The organism is Acinetobacter sp. BMW17 (assembly GCF_001592855.1).
Taxonomy (GTDB): Bacteria; Pseudomonadota; Gammaproteobacteria; order Pseudomonadales; family Moraxellaceae; genus Acinetobacter; species Acinetobacter johnsonii.
Genome location: NZ_LSOD01000007.1, coordinates 1 through 21,089, shown reverse-complemented (window position 1 = coordinate 21,089; position 21,089 = coordinate 1). Strand labels below are relative to the sequence as shown.

Annotated in this window: 20 protein-coding genes; 17 read left to right on the top strand and 3 right to left on the bottom strand. The window is 42.9% G+C overall.

Annotated features, from left to right (window positions below):
* Positions 1 to 227: 227 nt before the first annotated feature.
* From AXW61_RS01080 to AXW61_RS01035, 11 genes are all read left to right on the top strand, one after another.
* Positions 228 to 647: a hypothetical protein gene (locus AXW61_RS01080; protein ID WP_062031781.1), complete on the top strand. Its 420-nt coding sequence runs from the start codon at positions 228 to 230 to the stop codon at positions 645 to 647.
* A 150-nt stretch (positions 648 to 797) separates the two neighbouring features.
* Positions 798 to 953 (top strand): hypothetical protein, encoded by a 156-nt coding sequence (locus AXW61_RS17585; RefSeq protein ID WP_004684184.1) that lies wholly within the window; start codon positions 798 to 800, stop codon positions 951 to 953.
* Positions 954 to 1,199: 246 nt separating this feature from the next.
* Positions 1,200 to 1,583 (top strand): RcnB family protein, encoded by a 384-nt coding sequence (locus tag AXW61_RS01075; protein ID WP_004684183.1) that lies wholly within the window; start codon positions 1,200 to 1,202, stop codon positions 1,581 to 1,583.
* 299 nt (positions 1,584 to 1,882) lie between these two features.
* Positions 1,883 to 2,239, top strand: a complete 357-nt coding sequence (locus AXW61_RS01070) for an RcnB family protein (RefSeq protein ID WP_062031520.1) — start codon at positions 1,883 to 1,885, stop codon at positions 2,237 to 2,239.
* A gap of 124 nt (positions 2,240 to 2,363) precedes the next feature.
* Positions 2,364 to 3,716 (top strand): amino-acid N-acetyltransferase, encoded by a 1,353-nt coding sequence (gene argA / locus AXW61_RS01065; protein WP_058868595.1) that lies wholly within the window; start codon positions 2,364 to 2,366, stop codon positions 3,714 to 3,716.
* Positions 3,717 to 4,047: 331 nt separating this feature from the next.
* Positions 4,048 to 5,007, top strand: a complete 960-nt coding sequence (locus AXW61_RS01060) for a sulfonate ABC transporter substrate-binding protein (RefSeq protein ID WP_062031517.1) — start codon at positions 4,048 to 4,050, stop codon at positions 5,005 to 5,007.
* A gap of 16 nt (positions 5,008 to 5,023) precedes the next feature.
* Complete coding sequence (locus tag AXW61_RS01055) at positions 5,024 to 6,019, top strand: aliphatic sulfonate ABC transporter substrate-binding protein (protein WP_062031514.1); 996 nt, start codon at positions 5,024 to 5,026, stop codon at positions 6,017 to 6,019.
* Between the two features lie 26 nt (positions 6,020 to 6,045).
* Positions 6,046 to 7,221, top strand: a complete 1,176-nt coding sequence (gene ssuD, locus AXW61_RS01050) for an FMNH2-dependent alkanesulfonate monooxygenase (protein WP_062031511.1) — start codon at positions 6,046 to 6,048, stop codon at positions 7,219 to 7,221.
* The gene (gene ssuC / locus AXW61_RS01045; RefSeq protein ID WP_062031508.1) at positions 7,221 to 8,036 is read left to right on the top strand and encodes an aliphatic sulfonate ABC transporter permease SsuC; all 816 of its coding nucleotides are present in this window, start codon (positions 7,221 to 7,223) and stop codon (positions 8,034 to 8,036) included. Before ssuD ends, ssuC begins: the two co-directional genes overlap by 1 nt.
* A 10-nt stretch (positions 8,037 to 8,046) precedes the next feature.
* On the top strand, positions 8,047 to 8,847 hold the full coding sequence (locus tag AXW61_RS01040; RefSeq protein WP_004684173.1) for an ABC transporter ATP-binding protein: 801 nt from the start codon (positions 8,047 to 8,049) through the stop codon (positions 8,845 to 8,847).
* Between the two features lie 356 nt (positions 8,848 to 9,203).
* On the top strand, positions 9,204 to 9,842 hold the full coding sequence (locus AXW61_RS01035) for a TetR/AcrR family transcriptional regulator (protein ID WP_004684172.1): 639 nt from the start codon (positions 9,204 to 9,206) through the stop codon (positions 9,840 to 9,842).
* A 60-nt stretch (positions 9,843 to 9,902) separates the two neighbouring features.
* On the opposite strand, the gene AXW61_RS01030 is transcribed toward AXW61_RS01035, so the two are convergent.
* Complete coding sequence (locus AXW61_RS01030; RefSeq protein WP_062031505.1) at positions 9,903 to 10,463, bottom strand: 5'-nucleosidase; 561 nt, start codon at positions 10,461 to 10,463, stop codon at positions 9,903 to 9,905.
* Between the two features lie 132 nt (positions 10,464 to 10,595).
* Complete coding sequence (locus AXW61_RS01025; RefSeq protein ID WP_062031503.1) at positions 10,596 to 11,732, bottom strand: TDT family transporter; 1,137 nt, start codon at positions 11,730 to 11,732, stop codon at positions 10,596 to 10,598.
* 206 nt (positions 11,733 to 11,938) lie between these two features.
* On the opposite strand from AXW61_RS01025, the gene ribF reads away from it, so the two are divergent.
* From ribF to AXW61_RS00995, 6 genes are all read left to right on the top strand, one after another.
* Positions 11,939 to 12,940, top strand: a complete 1,002-nt coding sequence (gene ribF, locus AXW61_RS01020; RefSeq protein ID WP_062031500.1) for a bifunctional riboflavin kinase/FAD synthetase — start codon at positions 11,939 to 11,941, stop codon at positions 12,938 to 12,940.
* A 64-nt stretch (positions 12,941 to 13,004) separates the two neighbouring features.
* Positions 13,005 to 15,848 carry an isoleucine--tRNA ligase gene (ileS, locus tag AXW61_RS01015; RefSeq protein ID WP_062031497.1) on the top strand — a complete coding sequence of 948 codons (2,844 nt, stop codon included), beginning with the start codon at positions 13,005 to 13,007 and terminating at the stop codon, positions 15,846 to 15,848.
* Positions 15,841 to 16,380: a signal peptidase II gene (lspA, locus tag AXW61_RS01010; protein ID WP_062031494.1), complete on the top strand. Its 540-nt coding sequence runs from the start codon at positions 15,841 to 15,843 to the stop codon at positions 16,378 to 16,380. Before ileS ends, lspA begins: the two co-directional genes overlap by 8 nt.
* A complete protein-coding gene (locus AXW61_RS01005; protein ID WP_004684162.1) occupies positions 16,373 to 16,855 on the top strand; it encodes a peptidylprolyl isomerase in 483 nt (160 codons plus the stop codon). The genes lspA and AXW61_RS01005 overlap by 8 nt, the downstream gene beginning before the upstream one ends.
* A 155-nt stretch (positions 16,856 to 17,010) precedes the next feature.
* On the top strand, positions 17,011 to 17,553 hold the full coding sequence (locus AXW61_RS01000) for an NAD(P)H-dependent oxidoreductase (protein ID WP_062031490.1): 543 nt from the start codon (positions 17,011 to 17,013) through the stop codon (positions 17,551 to 17,553).
* A gap of 639 nt (positions 17,554 to 18,192) precedes the next feature.
* Positions 18,193 to 19,227: a TauD/TfdA family dioxygenase gene (locus AXW61_RS00995; RefSeq protein ID WP_062031487.1), complete on the top strand. Its 1,035-nt coding sequence runs from the start codon at positions 18,193 to 18,195 to the stop codon at positions 19,225 to 19,227.
* 34 nt (positions 19,228 to 19,261) lie between these two features.
* On the opposite strand, the gene AXW61_RS00990 is transcribed toward AXW61_RS00995, so the two are convergent.
* Complete coding sequence (locus AXW61_RS00990) at positions 19,262 to 20,419, bottom strand: PQQ-dependent sugar dehydrogenase (protein WP_062031484.1); 1,158 nt, start codon at positions 20,417 to 20,419, stop codon at positions 19,262 to 19,264.
* Positions 20,420 to 21,089: the final 670 nt, after the last annotated feature.

The window sequence follows — 21,089 nt, the reverse complement described above, 5'->3', positions numbered from 1 at the left end:
CTGAATCCTGGTCGTTAAAGTGTTTGTTTGCACTCATATTTTAACTGTTAGGACTCAGGTTTTTTTATTTAAAGCAAACTATGGGACAGCAGTGAGCTTCGGCTTCCTTTTTTTATGCGTCAAACTGAAGCTTAGTCATCTGCAACATGATCTCAAGTTCAGAAAAGGTTGTCTTTTTTCAATTTTTGCGGATACTGATGCCCAACTCCATTTTTGAAGCATATGCCATGACGGACTTGAGTAACATCACTGTACAACCCACTGAAGATGGTATGGTTAGCCTGTTGATTGACCAACAGCCGATTTCAGAAAAATATGGAATGAAGTTTGAAGCCAGTATTGTGGAGGAACTTCAAGCCCTGGAAAATGGCGCCACACTTAAACTTTTCGACCAGTTTGTTTTTGCCCATACCGACTTGAACTTTGAACATAGCTATCACTACGTCACGGTCATTGCTAAGAATGATGAACAATATAAAGCAAAGAAAAGCTTTGTTTATCGCATCAAAATTGAGGGTCAGCCCGACATTGAGCATGCCATCAGCAAAAATGGTGAACCGATGACTGCAGCCGATGTACGTGAATTTATCCAAGCGCATGTACAGAAATCATTGAGTGATTATACCGACCTCAACTACGCCTATTAAGCCGAATCAGCCAAGTTGAAAACTCAGCTTGGCTAGCTCAATATTTTAAATCGTATTTTTAAATTATTTTAATAAAAATATTCGGTTTTTAAGATCAATATTTCCTATTTATCATTCTGATTGATCAAGAATTGAAAATAAGGATACAGCATGGCTGATTTGCAACGTAAACATGACACCATTCGTCATATCCATAATTTACAACTACCCGAAAGCCTGATTTGTGCTTTAGAGGATGCCAAACAAGCTGAAGCAGTGGTTCATTCAATCCGTTCATTACAACATCTAACGCAGCAGTGGAATTAAATAATGCACTATGCGTTCTTTGACAAAGGGAGATCTGAGCCCTCAAAATGAGTCAGAAATCAGAAGATACAGACTGTTTGCTTTGGACTTTAGCGCAATTGATGATTTAATTCAGGCTTAGAATTGGGCATAATCTTCTTAATATCTCTGCATTTGTTAATAAATACCCAATTCATCTTCACAGTTTCTCTGCATTTTTTTCGTACATTATAGGAAAGAATGAAATTACCTTAATGAGGATTCAACATGAAAAAGATTTTGACAGTATTGGCAATCTCTTTCAGTGCTTTGATGGCAAGCAGTCTCAGTACTGCTGCCCCTCAGTTTGACCACGATCATCCACGCTATGGCAATGAGCCACGCGGACGTGACTTTCGCGATTCAGGTAATGACGATCAGCAAGATCGTCGACGTATGCGCGAAGAGCGCGGTGTCAAACGTTTACAACAGCATAAATGGCAACAAGGTTATGTCATGCCACAGCATTACCGTGGTAACGGTTATAAAGTCGAATATAAAGACCATAATCTTCCAAAGCCAAACAGAAACCAGCAGTGGTACAAAATCAACAATGACTACATCTTAGTCGACGCAGACAGCAACAATATTCTGCGCATTATGGGGCTTTAATCTGCGCTTCATTTTGTACAACTCCTCGACATTATTATTAAGACCTGAATCAACACCCTTTCACCCGCTTTAGTACGACTGCATACTCCTCTTAAGAGACCACAGTCAGGCACAGCATGGAAGGCGTTGTTTCAGGTTTTTTATGTGCCAAAGCTTTTGTTTGCAAGCATTGCAGAAAAACAACAATCTCCTCAGTCTCTTCATACATTTCACAATTCACCTAAATAGCCCTCACGCTTTCTCTAGAGTTATTCGCTAATTTTGAATGATCGAAACAAGACTAATACTGGACGAAAGCAATGAAAAAAATTCTGACTGCAATCACACTATCTTTAGGCGCGCTCATGGCTACATCTGCAATGGCAGCACCACAGTACTATGACCGCTCGCATGCTCATGACTCTGGTCGGGATCATCGCGATGACCGTCGTTGGGACAATGACAACCGCTACCAAAACAAACGTGTTAACCCAAGCCGTGACTGGCGCTCAGGTCAAACTTTGCCACGCGGCTATGACTCATCGCGTTACCATGTCAGTGACCGCGAAGCACGTCGCTTACCCAACACTGGGCGCTACCAACAGTGGTATAAGGTCAATGGTGACTATGTTTTAGTCAATGAACGTAATAACCGTATCCTGCGTATTATCGGTTAATTCTGGCTGGTGTCGCAAAACCGATGAAACACCTGAACGTTGCTTCAGGTGTTTTTCTATTTAAGACTTCCTCTTCTGCATTTTTTGATTAAAATCATGCTAAGTAGTTCATTTTGAGACAGGCATGCAAACGAATTCGATCGAAACACATCACAGTACAACTTTGCAGTATGTGCATTGGTTTCGACATTCTGCGCCTTATATCAATGCTCACCGTAATAAAACCTTTGTGATTATGTTCGATGGTGAAGCCGTTCAGCATGATAACTTTCAACATATTATTCACGACATTGCCCTGCTGCATTCACTCGGGATTCGTCTGATCTTGGTGCATGGAGCACGTCCGCAAATCAACCACAACTTAAAACAAAGCCAACTACAAACGCCATTTCATCAGTATCGTCGCGTCACCACCCGAGAATCGTTGGGCTGTGTGATGAATGCGGTGGGCTCGATTCGTTTGCAAATTGAAGCCTTACTGTCGATGGGACTGGCCAACTCGCCAATGTATGGCGCACGCATTGATGTGGTTTCAGGGAATTTTGTTACAGCCAAGCCCTATGGCATTCGCGATGGGGTCGATTTTCAGTTAACCGGCGAAGTCCGTACGGTCGATACCGACGCCATTCAACGTCATTTGGATAATCACAATATTGTGCTGCTCGGGCCAACTGGCTATTCCACCACAGGCGAAGTATTCAATCTGCTGGCTGAAGAAGTGGCGACCCGCACAGCAATTCATCTTAAAGCGGACAAATTGATTTTCTTGGGCAAACAACATGGTCTGCTCAATGAACATGGTCAGTTGCAACGCGAAATCTCGCCACACAAGCTCGATGCACAAATTGAAAAATATCAAGATTCGAATCCAGACATTGCGGTACATTTACGCGGTGCCAAAAAGGCCTCGACGCATGGCGTCCATCGCGTCCATCTGATTTCCTATGCTTATGATGGTGCCTTGGTTGAGGAGCTCTTCACGCGTGATGGTTCGGGTACCATGATTACCGATGCCCATTATGAAGAAGTCCGTATGGCCAACATTCAAGATGTCGGCGGGCTGATTAACCTATTACGCCCACTTGAAGAAGAAGGCATTTTGGTTTATCGCTCACGTGAACGTCTCGAAAATGAAATTGGGCAATTTGCGGTGATTGAACGTGATGGCATGATCTTGGCCTGTGCTGCCCTCTACCCACTGCCAGCGGCAGAGGGTGAAATCCGCAGTGCCGAAATTGCCTGTGTTGCAGTCGACCCGAGCTATCGCAAATCTAATCGCGGCAGCCAAATTTTGCATTATCTCGAAGGTAAAGCCCGCAGTATGGGCATTCAACAGTTGTTTGTACTGACCACACGTACTGCACATTGGTTCTTAGAACATGGCTTTGAAACGGCCAATGTCGATGAACTTCCCAATGCACGCCAAGCCTTATACAACTATCAGCGCAACTCACTCGTCTTTAAAAAGCCACTTTAAGTGGCTTTTGCAGGATTATGGATATCTTTATTTCTCATATCTTTATCTAGAAAACACTGCAAAAATCGCTCAAATCTATATCAAGTGAAATACTAAGCTTATCCCAAAAATAAAAATACCTTTTAAATAATAAATATCAATAAGTTAATCTCAATAAATTTTATATTTTATGTTTTTTATATTGCTGTTTTTTACATAAGTTTTGCACTTTTGTTTTTATCTTTTTTTTTCATGTCTAAAGCCCGATTTCTTATTTTTTCTGAAAAGAAATGCCCATTAGCGTATGTGTTCACCAACTCACTCACCTTATTTATTTGGAGTTATGAAACACATGAGCACTTCTCGAGCACAGTTCTGGATCAAAACAAGCGTTCTTTCTGCAGCGGTCGTGGGTGCCATGATGTTATCTGGATGTGGGAAAAAAGAAGCTGAAACCGTCACACTCAATATTGGCTTTCAAAAATATGGCATTTTGCCCATCGTCAAAGAGCGTGGCGCTTTAGAAACGGCGCTTAAAGCACAAAATGTCCAAGTGAAATGGGTCGAGTTTCCTGCTGGTCCACAGCTCCTCGAAGGTTTAAATGTCGGCAGTGTGGTCTTTGGTGAAGCGGGGGAAGCGCCTCCGATTTTCGCACAAGCTGCAAATTCGAACTTGGTTTACATTGCCAACCAACCTGCTGCACCTAAAGCAGAAGCACTGATCGTACAAAAAGACTCAAAGATTCAAAGCATTCAAGATTTAAAAGGCAAACGGATTGCACTCAACAAAGGTTCAAATGTGCATTACCTGCTACTCAAAGTGTTAGAAGCGAACAATCTGAAACTTTCTGATATTGAAGCGGTGTATCTTCCACCATCGGATGCACGTGCCGCATTTGAACGTGGCGCAGTCGACGCTTGGGTCATTTGGGATCCCTTCTTTGCTGCCGCTGAACACCAAATCTCAGCACGTGTGATTGCTACCGGAGAAAACTTGGTGAGTAATCATCAGTTCTATTTGGCCGATCGTAAATTTGCCGAAACCCATCCAGAAGTTTTAAAAACGGTCGTCAATGAACTCAACACCACCACACAGTGGGTCAAACAGAATCAACAACAAGCTGCCCAATTGCTAGAAAAACCGACAGGCTTGTCTTTAGACATTTTACAAACCTCGATTGGTCGTATGGGCTTTGGCGTTCAACCCATTTCAACCGAAGTCGCAAAAAAACAGCAGTACGTTGCCGATGCTTTCTATCAACAAAAACTCATTCCAAACAAGCTGAATATTGACGCTGCCATTATTAAATAAAAATATAGAGATCATTATGAAAACACTGAAAACAGTTTCCAGTATTGGCATCGTTAGCTTGAGTCTTGGACTCGGGGCATGCCAAAAGCAAGACACAGCAGCACCGAACACGCCAGAAAAACAGGCAACAGCTCCAGTTAAAACCCTGTCAATTGGCTACCAAAAGTCGTCTTTGAACCTATTGGTCGCGCGTGAGCAAAAATTATTTGAGCAACAATTTCCTCAAGCCAAAATTGAATGGAAAGAGTTCCCCGCTGGCCCACAAATGTTAGAAGCATTATCCGTTGGTGCTGTCGATTTTGGTGCAGTGGGCAATACCCCACCGATCTTTGCCCAAGCTGCTGACAAAGAACTCAGTTATGTCGGCTATGAACAAGTACCCGCTAACTCTCAAGGCCTGTTAATTCCTAAAAATAGTAGCATTGGTTCAATTCAAGCCCTAAAAGGTAAGCGGATTGCGGTACAACGCGGCTCAAGCGCACATGAGTTACTGGCGAAAGTCTTACAAAAAGCAGGACTCAGTTGGCAGGACATTCAACCGATTTGGCTGCCCCCTGCGGATGCGCGTGCCGCGTTTGATAAACAATCCATCGATGCATGGGCCATTTGGGAACCCTACCTCAGTGCAGCAGAGCAAGATGCACAGGCCAAAGTCTTGATTGATGGCACAGCTTTTCCACAAACCTATTCTTTTTATATTGGTAACCCCAAGTTCATTCAGACCTACCCTGAGGCCACGGCTCAGTTCATTCATGGGCTGAATCAGGCCGATCAATGGGTGCTGAAAAACCAACCACAGGCACTTTCGGTCTATACCCAAAGTACGGGTTTACAGCCCTCTATTGCCCAACGGGTCATCGACAAACGTCTGAAGCCTTCACCAATTCAAACCCTGACGCCTGAAGTGGTGCAAGCACAACAACAAATTGCGGACTTGTTCCAACAAGTCCAGCTCATTCCAAAACACATTCAAGTTCAAAGTACCGTTTGGGTTGCACCGAGCAAACATTAAACGACTCTATCTAAGGATTTTTTAAAATGAAAATTTTCTGGTTTATCCCAACTCACGGTGACAGTCGCTACTTAGGTACCAGCAAAGGTGCTCGTCAAGTGGACCATGCCTATATGAAACAGATTGCGGTTGCCGTGGATAATTTGGGCTATGAAGGTGTGCTGATTCCAACAGGTCGTTCATGTGAAGACCCCTGGTTGACCGCAGCCAGCCTGATTGATGCCACAAAAAAATTAAAATTCCTAGTTGCACTGCGTCCAGGCGTGACCACTCCGGCACTGGCTGCACGGATGGCAGCCACCTTTGACCGTCTCTCCAATGGTCGGGTTTTATTGAACTTGGTGACAGGTGGCGATGAAAAAGAACTGCAAGGCGATGGCGTTTATGAAGACCACTCCACTCGCTATAAAACTGCCAATGAATACGTCAAAATTTGGCGTGAGATTTTAACCCGCTCCCATACAGGTGAAAGCTTTACCTTTCATGGCGAACGTCTAAACGTAGATGATGCCAAACTGCTGTATCCACCTGTGCAACAACCCTATCCTCCACTTTGGTTTGGCGGCTCATCAGATGATGCCATCGAGTTGGCTACGGATCAGGTTGACACATATCTGACATGGGGGGAACCTCCTGCGGCAGTCAAAGCAAAAATTGACACTGTCCGTGCCAAAGCCGAGGCCAAAGGCCGTACGCTCAACTATGGTATTCGTCTGCATGTGATTGTACGTGAAACCAATGAACAAGCATGGCAAGCGGCAGAAGAGCTCATTCAATATGTCGATGATGCCACCATTGCTGCAGCACAGGCAAAATTTAAGAGCATGGACTCGGTCGGCCAACGTCGCATGGCTGAACTACACAATGGTGACCGCAGCAAACTTGAAGTGTCCCCAAACCTTTGGGCAGGCGTAGGTCTGGTTCGTGGGGGTGCAGGTACGGCATTGGTCGGTGACCCTGAAACGGTTGCAGCCCGTATTCAAGAATATGCCGACTTGGGCATCAACACCTTTATTTTCTCAGGCTATCCACATCTTGAAGAGTCGATTCGTTTTGCCGAGTTGGTGTTCCCACTCCTACCGCTTGAAACTCAAGCAAAGTTAGCACAGCCAAATTTAACAGGCCCCTTTGGTGAGATTGTGGCAAACAACTACACACCCGATGAAAACAAAAAAACCAAAGTGATTCAGGAGCCTGCCTAATGTCCAAAATCGTTTCAGTGCAAACCCTCCAGCAGGAAAAGGTTTCACGTGGAACTCAGTTGGGGCAGCTATTGCTGCCTTGGCTCTTTCCTATCGGCTTGATTGTGCTTTGGCAAATTGCCTCCAGCACAGGACTTTTAGAAAGTCGGATTTTACCTGCACCAACGGCAGTAGTTACTGGTTTTTGGCACCTGCTACTGAGTGGGGAGCTATGGAAGCATGTGCAAGTTAGTGCAGGCCGTGCCTTACTCGGCCTATTGGTGGGTGGGGGTTTAGGTCTATTTCTGGGTTTGTTAAATGGTTCATCAAAAACGGCGTCAACCCTGCTCGACACCACCCTACAGATGATCCGAAATATTCCTGCACTGGCACTTATTCCGTTGGTGATCTTATGGTTCGGGATTGATGAAACCGCCAAGCTGTTTTTGGTTGCGGTCGGGGTCTTTTTTCCCATTTACATCAACACCTATCACGGCATACGTTCGGTAGATCCACAACTGATTGAAATGGGGAAAAGCTATGGTTTGACCCGTTGGCAATTGTATAAAGAAATTATTTTACCGGGTGCGATGCCCTCTATTTTAATCGGACTACGCTTTTCACTGGGTTTGGTGTGGGTTCTGCTGATCGTTGCCGAAACCATTTCAGCCCAAGCCGGCATCGGTTATATGACCATGAATGCACGTGAATTTTTACAGACTGACATCGTTTTGGTGGGGATTTTACTGTATGCCCTACTTGGAAAATTGGCTGATGTACTGGCCGTCACATTAGAAAAATACCTGCTGCGCTGGCATGCAGGATACCAAAAATAAGGAGTTTGAGATGACTGATTTAAGCCTTGGTCGCCATGCCAATATTCCGTCGCCGCCAAATCACAATCAAGACATTAACCCTCAAGCGGTGCTTGGGGCCGAAATTATTATCGAACAACTGCATAAGTTTTATGGTTCAGTTAAAGTCCTTGAAGACTTAGATCTGCATATTCAGCCGGGTGAGTTTTTAGCCATTGTCGGACGCAGTGGTTGTGGTAAAAGTACCCTGCTGCGCCTGATTGCCAACTTAGAACAACAAAGCTACGGCGAAATTAAGTTTAAGTCCGCACGACACCTCCGCGAAGGGATTACCGCAGACGATATACGGGTCATGTTCCAAGATCCACGACTGTTACCATGGCGCTCAATTGAACAAAACGTACAACTAGGGTTGCCAAAACAACAACATGCCACTGCCTCGGGTCTGCTAGAAAAAGTCGGACTCAAAGAAAAAGCGGGTCTTTGGCCTTCGCAGCTCTCTGGAGGACAGCGTCAACGGACCGCTTTAGCACGGGCTTTATCGCATAAACCGCGAATTTTATTACTCGATGAACCTTTGGGTGCACTTGATGCCTTAACCCGCTTAGACATGCAGAATTTGATTGAAAAATTATGGACGGAACAGGGCTTTACCGCCATTTTAGTCACCCATGATGTTAGTGAGGCCGTTCAACTGGCTGATCGGATTATTTTGCTAGACCGTGGCCATATTGCCAAAGAGTTTCAAGTCGATCTACCCCGCCCTCGCGTCAAAGATATGCAGTTCAATACCCTTGAACAGCAGGTGTTAAATGCGGTTTTAGCCACATAAGTAGACTAAAAAATCCTTAGCTTGGGGGCTAAGGATTTTTTATGCTGAATTTCAGTAAAAAACACAAGACCATCATATGAATTGAGCTTACTTTATTTTAAATAATGTAATAAATTTCACGTTATTTTTATCAAAACATACCACTTCACATTGAATCATTTCATATAGTTTAGACAAAATAGTTTTTATATAATTATATTTTATTGGACAACTTTTAGAATTTATCGCACTTTAAGAGCCAATCTACAGAATAAATGATCATTATTCAAAAAATTAAATTCCCACTTTGTGCACAAATCTGATGATTTGCCGTACAATTTGTCCTTCCCCCTTTTTATTGTTTTTTAAATTAGAGAATGGAACAGAAAAAGAGTACTCAAAAACGCCACCAGCTGCTGAATGCTGCACTAGACGTCTTCTCGCTCTATGGATTTAATGGAGCAAGCTTAGATGAAATCGCACAGATTGCTGAAATGCACAAATCGAATATTTTCTATTACTATGAAAATAAAGAAGCTTTGTACGTTGAAGTTTTAACGACGGTTTTACAAAAATGGTTAGCCCCACTACAAATGTTAGAAGCTGACTTAGAGCCGGAAGAAGCGATCACCAACTACTTATTGCAAAAGATTGAGGTTTCTCGGACTCAACCAAAAGCATCTCGCTTGTTTGCGTTAGAAGTGATCCAAGGGGCTCCGCATATTTTGGAAATCCTCAAAGGGCCTTTAAAGAAGTTGGTCAAACGTAAAGCCAAAGTCATTAGCAATTGGCAAGAGCAAGGTAAAATTTCAACTGAAATTGACCCTGAGCTGTTAATCCTCAACATTTGGGCCTTAACACAAAACTATGCTGATTTTGCCACGCAAATGGAAATGGTGACAGGTAAAACCCTACGTAACCGCAGTATGCAACAACGAGTCATTCAACATACCGTGCATATGATGCTGTATGGCGTGATCCCGAGAACACCGTCTGAATTATTCAAAGCTGAGTAATTTTGGCATACGACCATAGCACTCTATGGTCGCCGAATTTAAAAAGACAGAATCAAAGCCTCAGATACTTTCAAATAATGCTAATAATTTCTGAGCTCCCAATAACAAATTGTCTTCCCAGTCCAAATGCGCGGTGTCGTTGGCACCATCTGAAATATATTTGACCGAAATCAGACGGACACCCTGTTTTTTACAGACCTTTGCCAGCGCATATCCTTCCATATCAACCAAATGACACGGTACTTTGGGCTTACCTGTTTCAAAGCTATCCCCTGTTCCACAAATGCCGGTACGGAGCTGCTGGAAAAACGGTTCTAAGTGAATTTCCGCAGGATGCATGGTGTCAAATGGGGTAAAACCGACAGCGAAACCCAGTGGAGAGACATCCATGTCGCGTTGTACAAATTGAGAAACTTCAACCAATTCATGCTTATCAAAATACGTACTGCCTGCTGTACCTAAATTAATCAGAGTTTTACAGCCTGTTTTTTGAATGACTTCAAATGCTTTATAGGCCGCGTTGACTTTACCAATACCGCTGTAATGAACTTCAATCCCTGCTTGCTCAAACAATCCTTTAGACTCATTCGGCAAAGCCATGATCAATGCAACATCTGACATAAAATACTCAATTAACAGACTTCATGCGTGTCATTAGAAAACAAATCGATCCGAAAGAAAAGCGCCTCTGGTCTCTGCTCAAACAACCTACATAAGATCAGATGGCGCTTTAAACTGAAAGGATTGTAGACCTCATTTATACTGCTGTTCTAAATAGGTTTTTAAGCACGGCGAAAAGAACAAATCCCCTTGATAAAAACCTTGTGCCGTCTTGGTTGCAACCAAACTCCATAACAACATCAGTATGGCTGCAAAAGCATAGCCAACGGCATACAGGAAGGCCAAATTGAGTTGTTGGGCTAGAGTTAAGATTGCCAGTGTATATACGCCCAATGGGAAGGTCAGTCCCCACCAACCCAAATTAAATGGTAAGTCCTGTTTGGCATGGTGCAAAGTCGTCAGTACCGCAATCCCCAACCACCACAGCCCAAAACCCAGCAGAATTAAACTGGCCAAAATTCCCGCCTGCTGAAATAACTGACCCAGTTGTACTAAGCCCAAACTCGCCATCAGCATCGGTGCCTGATGCCCCAAAACCAATAACGCCAAAGCAGCAGTCCCTATCGGTCCCAAAGCCAACCAACTGCTGACCGCCAACTCTTTTTCAGGCAATTTATGTAAGACCAAACGCAACATTAAAATCGTTAAAATAGCAAAAGCGGGTAATACTGAAACACCCCACAACACATAACTACCCAATAAAATCGCAACGGCGTGAGTATCAGCTGCCAAATGCCCCAGCAATAAACCACCACTGCTGGCTGCAACTTCACAGGCCACGATCGGCAATAACCACACAGCAGTCATCTGCTGTAAAGCATGCTCCTGATGTCGATACATGGCAAAAGGAACTGCCCACGCCACCAAGAGCGCCAAGACTACATCTGCATACCAGAGCATTTGCGCAATCTGTACAGCTGTGTCGCCATAAATAGGCTGACCATACTTTAAAAAGCCATTGAGGATGGTGGCCAGCGCCATCGGAATCGTCCCTAAAAATAGGCTCATGCTTGGATGTTGAAAAATCTGTTTGGCTTCGTGCGGATAAAATGCCCAACGTAAGCCATATAGCACACTAAAAAGTACAAACAGTAAAATATTGAAATACCACAGCCCTGTGCCGAGTTGCCATGTGAGTGCCTTTAACATCGGAAACTCTGATACAATTAACGCCACAACACCTGTTCCCATACTGACAGTGAACCAGTTGGGGGTGAACTGACGAATGATATTGTGGCGCTGTCCAAGTTGTGTAAATGGTTTTTGCATGAGTTCGGCCTCATTTAAAATCTACATTTATATTAATCAAATCCATAAATAAGAAAAATTTATTAATTTATATTAAATAAATCAATAAAATTGATATAAATATACTTTGCACTAAATTTTGCGTTGTCAAAAAACAACCACAAGACGAATGCCCAAGAATATGGCAATATATAAGCCGTTCTTAATTCCAAGCACTTGATTTGCCCATGAAGCTGCTCCGTCTAAATGCTTTGCCCTCAAATACCCAATTAGAAAAAACCGCTGTCACCATCGGTAATTTTGACGGGGTGCATTTGGGTCATCAAGCCATGATTCATCAGCTCAAAGCCGTTGCAAAACAACAAAATCTAAAAACAGTGGTGATGATTTTTGAGCCTCAACCACTTGAATTCTTTAAAGGTTATGATGCTCCACCGCGTATTTCATCATTGCGTGAGAAAGTCGAATATTTAACTGAGCTGGGTGTGGACTATATTGCGGTCGCGAAATTTGACAACAGCTTCCGAAGTTTAAGTGCAGAACAATTTGCCGATATTTTAAAAGAAAAACTCAATGCCCAAAGTTTGGTTTTAGGCGATGACTTTCACTTTGGTAAAAACCGCCAAGGCAACAGCGAATTTCTAGAAAACTATGGTTTTCAAGTCCACAATCTAGAAACCATCCTCTCAGAAGGTGAACGCGTCAGTTCAACTCGGATTCGCCAAACACTGGCCGCAGGGGACTTGGTGCTGGCTGCTCAGTTATTAGGGCGCCCTTATAGCATTACGGGTCGCGTACAATATGGCGACCAAATTGGCCGAACCCTTGATTTTCCAACCATTAATGTACGTTTAAACCGACATAAACCCTGTTTAAACGGCATTTATGGTGTAGATGTGATATGTGAAACCACGTCTTTAAGCGACAAAGTGAAAGCAGACCATCCTGATCGATTAGGGGTTGCAGGATATGACCATTCAGCGCTTTTTGGTGCGGGTCATGTCGGAACACGTCCAGCCATTCAACAAGCACAGCCAGAATGGCGATTAGAAGTACATTTCCCTGATGTTTCTGCTAATCTGTATGGCTTGTTAATGCGGGTCACTTTCTTAAACTATTTACATGGTGAAAAGAACTACCCTTCGCTGGAAGCACTAAAAGCGGGAATTGATGATGATGTGGTGAAACTGCTTGAGTTCCGCCAAAACACCCCCACATTTCCCTTTTAAATACCAATCAATTTTATGTAAAACGCGTCAGCCGAGCCGCTGATTAAATTGGAAGATATCTTGCATGAGCGATAAGCAAACTACTGAAAATGCAGTGGATTATAAAGCCACACTCAACCTCCCAGGTACCGAATTTGCTATGAAAGCAAACCTCGCGGTGCGTGAAGCAAAATGGTTAGAAGAGTGGTATGCCGACAACATTTATCAGCAGATTCGTGCGTCGCGTATTGGTAAGAAAAAATATGTTCTGCATGATGGCCCTCCTTATGCAAATGGCCAAATTCACTTGGGTCATGCGGTTAATAAAGTTTTAAAAGATATCATTATTAAAAGTCGTATTCTTGACGGCTTCGATGCCCCTTATGTACCGGGTTGGGACTGTCACGGCCTTCCGATTGAACTGAAAGTGGAAGAGAAAGTCGGTAAAGTGGGCGTGAAGGTGGATGCTTCTACTTTCCGTAAAGCCTGCCGTGAATATGCTTACACCCAAGTTGAACTGCAAAAGAAAGACTTTGTACGTATGGGCGTGTTTGGTGACTGGGACAATCCTTACCTGACCATGAACTTCAAGCAGGAAGCGGACATTGTGCGCTCTGTTGGCGCGATTGCAAAAGCAGGCCATATCGAACCAGGTCTTAAACCTGTGAATTGGTGTTTAGACTGTGGTTCAGCTTTGGCTGAAGCCGAAGTGGAATATGAAGATAAAAAATCTGACGCGATTGACGTTGGCTTTACGGTTGTCGACTTAAAAGACTTAAGCACACGTTTAAATCTCAATGTAGAAGCCGCAACAGACATCGTAATTTGGACCACCACACCTTGGACTTTGCCTGCAAACCAAGCGGTTGCCGTCCATGCTGAAATTGACTATCAACTTGTTCAAGTTAGCACCGGCCGTGGCGTGCAAAACTTTATTTTAGCTAAAGACTTGGTTGAATCAGCAGTTGAGCGTTATAAGCTTGAAAATCCTGTGGTTCTAGCTGATTTTAACGGCTCAGCAATTGAAAACCTATTATTACAACACCCGTTACTGACCGATCGCCAAGTACCTGTGATTTTAGGTGAACACGTGATTGCAACCAGCGGTACGGGAGCGGTACATACGGCACCTGGCCATGGTGTAGACGACTATAAAGTTGGCTTACAGTACAACTTAAAAGTTGAAAACCCAGTGGGTGGTAATGGTGTGTATTTACCAACTTCACCGATTTTTGCAGGCGAGCACATCTACAAAGCCAATCCAAAAATCATTGAAGCTTTGGGTGCAGTTGGTCGCTTATGGGCACATCAACCGATCAAACACAGCTACCCACACTGCTGGCGCCATAAAACGCCGATTATCTTCCGTGCGACCCCACAGTGGTTTATCAGCATGGATGCACAAGGTCTGCGTCAAAATGCTTTAAATGCGATTGAAAACGAGATCAGCTTTGTGCCTGATTGGGGTAAAAACCGTATTCAAGCCATGATCGAAGGTCGTCCAGACTGGTGTATTTCACGTCAACGTACGTGGGGCGTGCCAATCCCATTCTTCGTGCATAAAGACACCAACGAACTCCATCCGCGCACAGCAGAGTTGATCGAAGAAGTCGCGAAATTGATCGAACAAGAAGGGATTGACGCTTGGTATAACCGTGAAGCGAAAGACTTTATCGGGGATGAAGCGGAACAGTACAACTGTGTACGTGACACTTTAGACGTGTGGTTCGACTCAGGCACAACGCACTATGCCGTGCTGCGTGAACGCGAAGAACTCACCGATCCAGCCGATTTATACCTTGAAGGTTCAGACCAACACCGTGGTTGGTTCCAGTCTTCATTGCTCACCTCGATTGCGATCAATGAACGTGCACCGTACAAAGGCTTACTGACCCATGGCTTCGTGGTGGATGAAAAAGGCCGTAAGATGTCAAAATCTTTGGGCAACATCATCACCCCACAAGACATCATTAAAGATATGGGTGCAGACGGCTTACGTTTCTGGATTGCATCGGCCGATTACCGTTATGAAATGACCGCTGGTAAAGAAATCTTTAACCGTGCATCAGACGGCTACCGTCGTATTCGTAATACTTTGCGTTTCTTATTGGCAAACTTGAATGGTTTCAAACCATCGACGGATGCACTTCCTGTAGATCAATTGATCGCACTTGATCAATACATTTTGCAACGTGCAGCGGACGTACAGAAAACTGTTCAGCAAGCCTATGAAGATATGAACTTCCATATCGTGGCAAATGCACTGACCAACTTCTGTATCAATGACTTGGGTGGTTTCTACCTCGACATCATCAAAGACCGTCAGTACACCACCAAAGCAGATTCACAAGCGCGCCATTCAGCTCAAACTGCGCTGTATCATTTGGTGCAAGCCTTTGTACGTTGGATGTCACCAATCTTAAGCTTTACCGCTCAAGAAGCATGGCCACTGATTCCAGAACAAACTGAGAAATATGTGTTCACTGCGGAATGGTATGACATTCCTGTGGCTTCAAAAGCAAACTTGTTGTCTGAAGCCGATTGGCAAACCCTGATTGCAGTGAAGTCTGCGGTGAACAAGTTCATCGAAACTGCGCGTACTGCGAAAATTGTGGGTTCAAATCTCTCTGCCAAAGTTGAACTGTGGGCAGATGCAGAACTCAAGGACGTACTGGATCGTCTAGATGATGAACTTCGTTTTGTTATGATCACTTCACAAGTCTTGGTTAATGCATTCGATGCAACTCAAGGTGAAGCCTCTGATCTGGCAGGTCTGAATGTGCAAGTCTCGGCGGCTGATGGTGAAAAATGTGTACGCTGCTGGCATGTGCTGCCAGATGTGAATACACATGTTACACATCCAGGTCTATGTGGTCGTTGTATTATCAACCTTCCTACAGGCCAAGGCGAAGAGAGAAAGTATGCCTAACCCACAACATAAAAAGGGCTTATTCCAATTCTATCCGCACAATTTGGTGTGGGTAGGTTTGGCTATTCTAGCGATTGTCTTAGATCAATGGACCAAATGGATTGCCAGTACCCATCTGAATTATGCAGATCCAGTACCAGTCCTGCCCTTTTTAAATTGGACTTTATTGCATAACTATGGCGCAGCCTTTAGTTTCTTGTCCGATGCGGGCGGCTGGCAACGCTATTTCTTTACCTCTCTTGCAGGTATTGTGTCTGTCATTTTTCTGTTTTGGCTGATGCGTATGCCCAAAACCGTGAAAGTGCTGCCCATCGCGATTGCCCTTATTTTAGGTGGTGCTATAGGGAATTTAATTGACCGTGTAACCTTAGGCTACGTGGTTGATTTTATTCATGTGTACTATCAAAACAGCCACTTCCCTGCGTTTAATATTGCAGATAGTGCGATTACGCTAGGAACGATCCTTTTGTTGATCGATACCTTTTTTCTCGAAAAAAACCGTATCCAACGTGCCGAAGTAAACAATGACTGATTTTATTAATCCCAATGAAGAAACTCGCGTAAGCGAAGGTTCAAAAGTAGAGTTACATTTTTCTGTTTGCATTGAAAATGGCGTAGAAATTGATAACACACGTAGCCGTGAAGAACCTGTAAGCCTGGTGATGGGTGATGGTAGCTTACTCCCTGGTTTTGAAAAAGCACTGTTCGGTTTACGTGCTGGCGACCGTCGTACTGTAAGCCTACCACCAGAAGATGCTTTTGGCCCGTGGAATCCTGAAAACGTACAACAGTTTGATACAGTCAAATTTGAACAGCGTCCTATTGAAGGGCACATGATTGAATTTGAGGACAAAGCCAAACAAAGTCTATATGGCGTAGTGAAAACTGTAGGTGATGACATCACTGAAGTCGACTTTAACCATCCATTGGCAGGTAAAGATATTACCTTTGAAGTGGAAATCTTCAAAGTGACGCCTGCCGGCCAACAAGGCATTAAAATTATGTAAAAACACAGATCGACTGTCTGTGTGTCAGCCAAAGCCCCTTCGGGGGCTTTTTTAATGCCTCAAACATTTGTCGATCAGATACATATTCAATCTATGCAAAGCCTAATTTTCATACTACCGTAGCGTAATCACATTTATTTTCCCAAGGATTTTTGATGAAAATTCAGGTCATTATAGGCAGTGTGCGCGAAGGTCGGACTGCCATTAAAGTTGCACGATGGGTACAAAAAGGCTTTGAACAACTTGGGCTCAATACGGTCCAACTCGAATTGGTCGACTTAAAAGAGTGGGATTTACCGATTTTTTCAGGTGCAAATCCCCCAATGACAGGGATTTATGATCAACCCAAACAACAAGCATGGGCCGACCACATTGCCCAAGGTGATGCCTTTATTTTCATTAGCCCCGAATACAATCATGGTTATAGCCCTGCACTTAAAAATGCCCTAGATTACTTAGGCAAAGAATGGCAAGGTAAACCTGCGGCCTATATCAGTTATGGTGGTACCAATGGCTCACGTTCCATCGACCAAATTCGCCAAGTCGGTACTCAGCTCGGTCTGGTCGATACCAATGCGGTGATTGAAATTCGAGATATTTTTTCACGCAATAAAACCGAAGATTTTGAACCAAATCCTTTTGATGAGAAGAAGCTAAAAGCAGCAATTGATAAACTCATTAAATATGTCAGCGCATAAGCATGAGATTCTTCTGTACGCCATTGCTTACAGTAACTTGAGTATTTGTCGGCTTTTCAATAATAAACATCGACGCTATAGTTAAATCATACAGAGACAGGATGTCTCAGATGAAAAACAAAAATAACAACATACACAGCAGGATGCTGATCGGTAGGACAGGAGTTATACCGCTTGAAAGAATTTAAAAAGCCCTCGACAGGATGTCGGGGGCTTTTTAATTGTATTGATTTTTAGCTCAATATTTCTCTAAAAGCCCAAATCACGATCAGATATTAACGAACCTCTTATATGCTTCAATACTTTAGAAGAAACTCGTGAATACAAATAAAATTGGTCTACTGGGATGTCTATCTCAACTTAGATTCTCTAAAAATAATCACATAAAACAGATGTATAAACATGAAAAATTTAACAAATCATCATTTCCGTACAACGTACATATTTAAGCGCTAATCCATAAAATAGATCCATCAAATATTAATACTTTCACCATTTGTCAGTATGTTCTTCTGCACAACGAAATATTACATCCGCTGCTCGAACTACACTTTATACTCTCACCTACTGAACATCTGCTGATTCAGCTAAAATGCTTCAATACAATAAATTAGAAAAACAAAAATAGAGAACATTCACATGCAACTAAACACCACACTTTTAAATGATTATTGCAAAATTTATGTCGCTGATCCCGAATATACAGATGTAGATGCTCTAACCGCTTACGTTAGAGTCCATCGCAAAGAACTTATGCAAGAGTTGCATCAGTACGGCATCTTATTATTTCGCGGCTTTAAATTACAACGTCACTATGAATTTCATGAGCTCATCGAACATCATTTTCAGCTTGAGCCTTGGCATACATTTACACCTAAACAATCAGGTTGGTTTAACTCTTTCATGCGTAAATATAGCGAAAATCGTGCAGGTAATGATAGACCTTATCTCAACCACAATACGGTGCAATTAAGCTCTGTTGAAAACTCAATTCAAGGTCCACATGTCGAAGGTGGCCTACACTCGACTCGCTCGCGTTATATTGCCTTGTTTTGCCAAGAACCTGCGAACCATGTGCTCGAAACAGGGTTTAATAACCTCGAAAAAATTTGGGCCTATTTTCCAGTTAGCGTACAACAAAAATACTTAGGCGCATGGAACCATTTTTCTTATATTTCAAAACGTAAGCTTAATTTATTTGATCATTTACTACTCAATAAAAATTACTTTCGTTTAAACAAACAACCAAATAAAAAAACCAAACTTACCTTAAAACGCTCACCTTTCGTTGTCATACACCCGAACACGCAAAAGCCGATGATCCAGCCATGGGCTTTTGCAAACAATACCAATTCTTTTGCCCATCAAGCTGCACAAAAAAGCTTTAAGCATCGAGGAAAGCTTCTACCAGACCCTACGGCTCATTGCATGCAACTGTCATGGGAACTTTTCACCCATGAAGGTGAAAAAATTGAATGGACCGATCAGGAAAAACAGCACTTCTTTGAAGCCTTATATCACGATGCACTCTTGCTCCAGTGGCAAAAAGGGGATGTCGCCTTGATCGATAATATTAAAATTGCCCATTGGCGGATGAATGGCAAACAAGGACAACGAAAACTGATGCAGATCCAAGCCAATGTCTTCAATGCCGATCAACATGCTGCACTTTAACACCGTCTTTCCTAGCAACACTCTGTTCGGGTGATTAATGTGAAAGCAGCTGAATTAAATCAGCATGTTTTCTATCCTCAATCACCCAAATACTGCCATCTTTCGCTTGTTGTAAACCACGGATACGTTCTTTCATATCTATCCGTTGGATTTCTTTTACTGGCTGTGCTGTGGTGTCTACAATAATTAATGCTTCAGATGAAAGCCCACCAATGATGGCTTTATCCTGCCACTTTGGAAACATCTGTCCCGTATAAAAAATCAAACTCGATGGAGAAATTACGGGTGTCCAGTCTAATTTTGGCGCTTCAAACTCAGGCCGCGTGGCGTGGTCAGGGATATTCACACCACTATAATGATCACCATTCGAAACGATTGGATAACCATAGTTTTTAGCCTTTTGAATTAAATTAAGCTCATCCCCACCTTTGGGGCCCATCTCCACCACCCAAAGTTGTTTTTTGGCATCCAAAGCCATTCCCAAAGGATTACGATGCCCCAAACTCCATATTTGTTTTGCGATATCCCCCTGCATCTGAAATGGATTATCTGAAGCAACCGAACCATCATCATTCAAACGAATCATTTTTCCAAGGTTCGATGTTAAATCTTGTGCAGGATCAAACTTTTGCCGCTCTCCTGAACTAATCCATAGTTTTCCTGCGCCATCAAATAACATCCGATGTGCATAATGCCCCTGCCCACGCACCTTAGGTACTTGTTTCCATATCGTTTTAAGGTTATCTAATTGTGGCTGTGCCTGATCTAAATTCAAATTAGCACGAATCACGACCGCACCATAACCACCTTGTCCTGCTTCTGCATAGCTAAGATAAATTTGATGGTTTTGTGCAAACTGAGGATGTAAAACAATATCACCTAATCCGCCTTGGCCACCATAAGCCACTTTAGGTATATTCCTAATGAGAGTCTTTGTCTGATCTATAGGATTAAATAAAATCAACTGTCCTGATCTTTCAGTAATTAATAATCGCCCATCAGGCAATACCGCTAATGCCCATGGCTCATTAAATTCAGCAATACGTTTGAGGTGTATAGATGTGCCTAAAGAAGCAGAACTGTCCTGTTGTTCCTGTGCTGCTGACTCTATCTGACTTTGAGCATGACATGCCATTAAGCCCAAAAATGCACTCACTGTCATCAACAAACAAAAAGCTTTTTTTCTCAGCATTGCCTTCCCCCATTAAATGCACGATCACCACTCATTGTAGAGAAATCATAAGTACAAGGTTATCCGCTTTGGTAACAAGATGAATCTGTGTAAGCCAAAGCTTACAAAAACTGAGGAAAGTGACCACTAGCCTTAAAAACAGCTTATAGCATATATTAAATACATCAGGAGACAGGACGTTTCCCAAACTTAAAACAACAATAATCAGTTTGAGCATCAGGATGTGAGATATGACAGGAGTTGTATCTAAGCACTGAAATACAAAGAAACCTCGACAGGATGTCGGGGTTTCTTTTTTATTGAGCACATTAAAATCTAAATCAAAACCTGTTTTGGCATATTTTGCATGATCACGAGTTAACTATAGCCATTCTTTTCCAACGAAAAGAAATCAAATAGCTGTTCAATTACTCAAAATATATACAAATACTTGGTTAAAATTTCTTTTAGTGAAGAAAAAACCATCAAATCCAAGTGAGAAACTAAATCTCTTAAGTGTTAACAGCTACCTTTTAGCCAATCTTCTTATTTTTTTTCAATTCCTGCATAAAAAAATCCCCCTATCTCATTTGAGTTAGGGGGATTTAGAATTAATGAGCTGGCGATGACTTACTCTCACATGGATAACTCCACACTACCATCAGCGCTAAGAGGTTTCACTTCTGAGTTC

What these genes read in the sequence shown, in the direction of transcription:
- AXW61_RS01060 (WP_062031517.1), top strand. Translation starts at nt 4,048, where the DNA reads ATGAGCACTTCTCGAGCACAGTTCTGGATCAAAACAAGCGTTCTTTCT.
- AXW61_RS00995 (WP_062031487.1), top strand. Translation starts at nt 18,193, where the DNA reads ATGCAACTAAACACCACACTTTTAAATGATTATTGCAAAATTTATGTC.
- AXW61_RS01040 (WP_004684173.1), top strand. Translation starts at nt 8,047, where the DNA reads ATGACTGATTTAAGCCTTGGTCGCCATGCCAATATTCCGTCGCCGCCA.
- ssuD (WP_062031511.1), top strand. Translation starts at nt 6,046, where the DNA reads ATGAAAATTTTCTGGTTTATCCCAACTCACGGTGACAGTCGCTACTTA.
- ribF (WP_062031500.1), top strand. Translation starts at nt 11,939, where the DNA reads ATGAAGCTGCTCCGTCTAAATGCTTTGCCCTCAAATACCCAATTAGAA.
- ileS (WP_062031497.1), top strand. Translation starts at nt 13,005, where the DNA reads ATGAGCGATAAGCAAACTACTGAAAATGCAGTGGATTATAAAGCCACA.
- AXW61_RS01035 (WP_004684172.1), top strand. Translation starts at nt 9,204, where the DNA reads ATGGAACAGAAAAAGAGTACTCAAAAACGCCACCAGCTGCTGAATGCT.
- argA (WP_058868595.1), top strand. Translation starts at nt 2,364, where the DNA reads ATGCAAACGAATTCGATCGAAACACATCACAGTACAACTTTGCAGTAT.
- AXW61_RS01070 (WP_062031520.1), top strand. Translation starts at nt 1,883, where the DNA reads ATGAAAAAAATTCTGACTGCAATCACACTATCTTTAGGCGCGCTCATG.
- AXW61_RS01080 (WP_062031781.1), top strand. Translation starts at nt 228, where the DNA reads ATGACGGACTTGAGTAACATCACTGTACAACCCACTGAAGATGGTATG.
- AXW61_RS01030 (WP_062031505.1), bottom strand. Translation starts at nt 10,463, where the DNA reads ATGTCAGATGTTGCATTGATCATGGCTTTGCCGAATGAGTCTAAAGGA.
- AXW61_RS01075 (WP_004684183.1), top strand. Translation starts at nt 1,200, where the DNA reads ATGAAAAAGATTTTGACAGTATTGGCAATCTCTTTCAGTGCTTTGATG.
- lspA (WP_062031494.1), top strand. Translation starts at nt 15,841, where the DNA reads ATGCCTAACCCACAACATAAAAAGGGCTTATTCCAATTCTATCCGCAC.
- AXW61_RS17585 (WP_004684184.1), top strand. Translation starts at nt 798, where the DNA reads ATGGCTGATTTGCAACGTAAACATGACACCATTCGTCATATCCATAAT.
- AXW61_RS01005 (WP_004684162.1), top strand. Translation starts at nt 16,373, where the DNA reads ATGACTGATTTTATTAATCCCAATGAAGAAACTCGCGTAAGCGAAGGT.
- AXW61_RS00990 (WP_062031484.1), bottom strand. Translation starts at nt 20,419, where the DNA reads ATGCTGAGAAAAAAAGCTTTTTGTTTGTTGATGACAGTGAGTGCATTT.
- ssuC (WP_062031508.1), top strand. Translation starts at nt 7,221, where the DNA reads ATGTCCAAAATCGTTTCAGTGCAAACCCTCCAGCAGGAAAAGGTTTCA.
- AXW61_RS01000 (WP_062031490.1), top strand. Translation starts at nt 17,011, where the DNA reads ATGAAAATTCAGGTCATTATAGGCAGTGTGCGCGAAGGTCGGACTGCC.
- AXW61_RS01055 (WP_062031514.1), top strand. Translation starts at nt 5,024, where the DNA reads ATGAAAACACTGAAAACAGTTTCCAGTATTGGCATCGTTAGCTTGAGT.
- AXW61_RS01025 (WP_062031503.1), bottom strand. Translation starts at nt 11,732, where the DNA reads ATGCAAAAACCATTTACACAACTTGGACAGCGCCACAATATCATTCGT.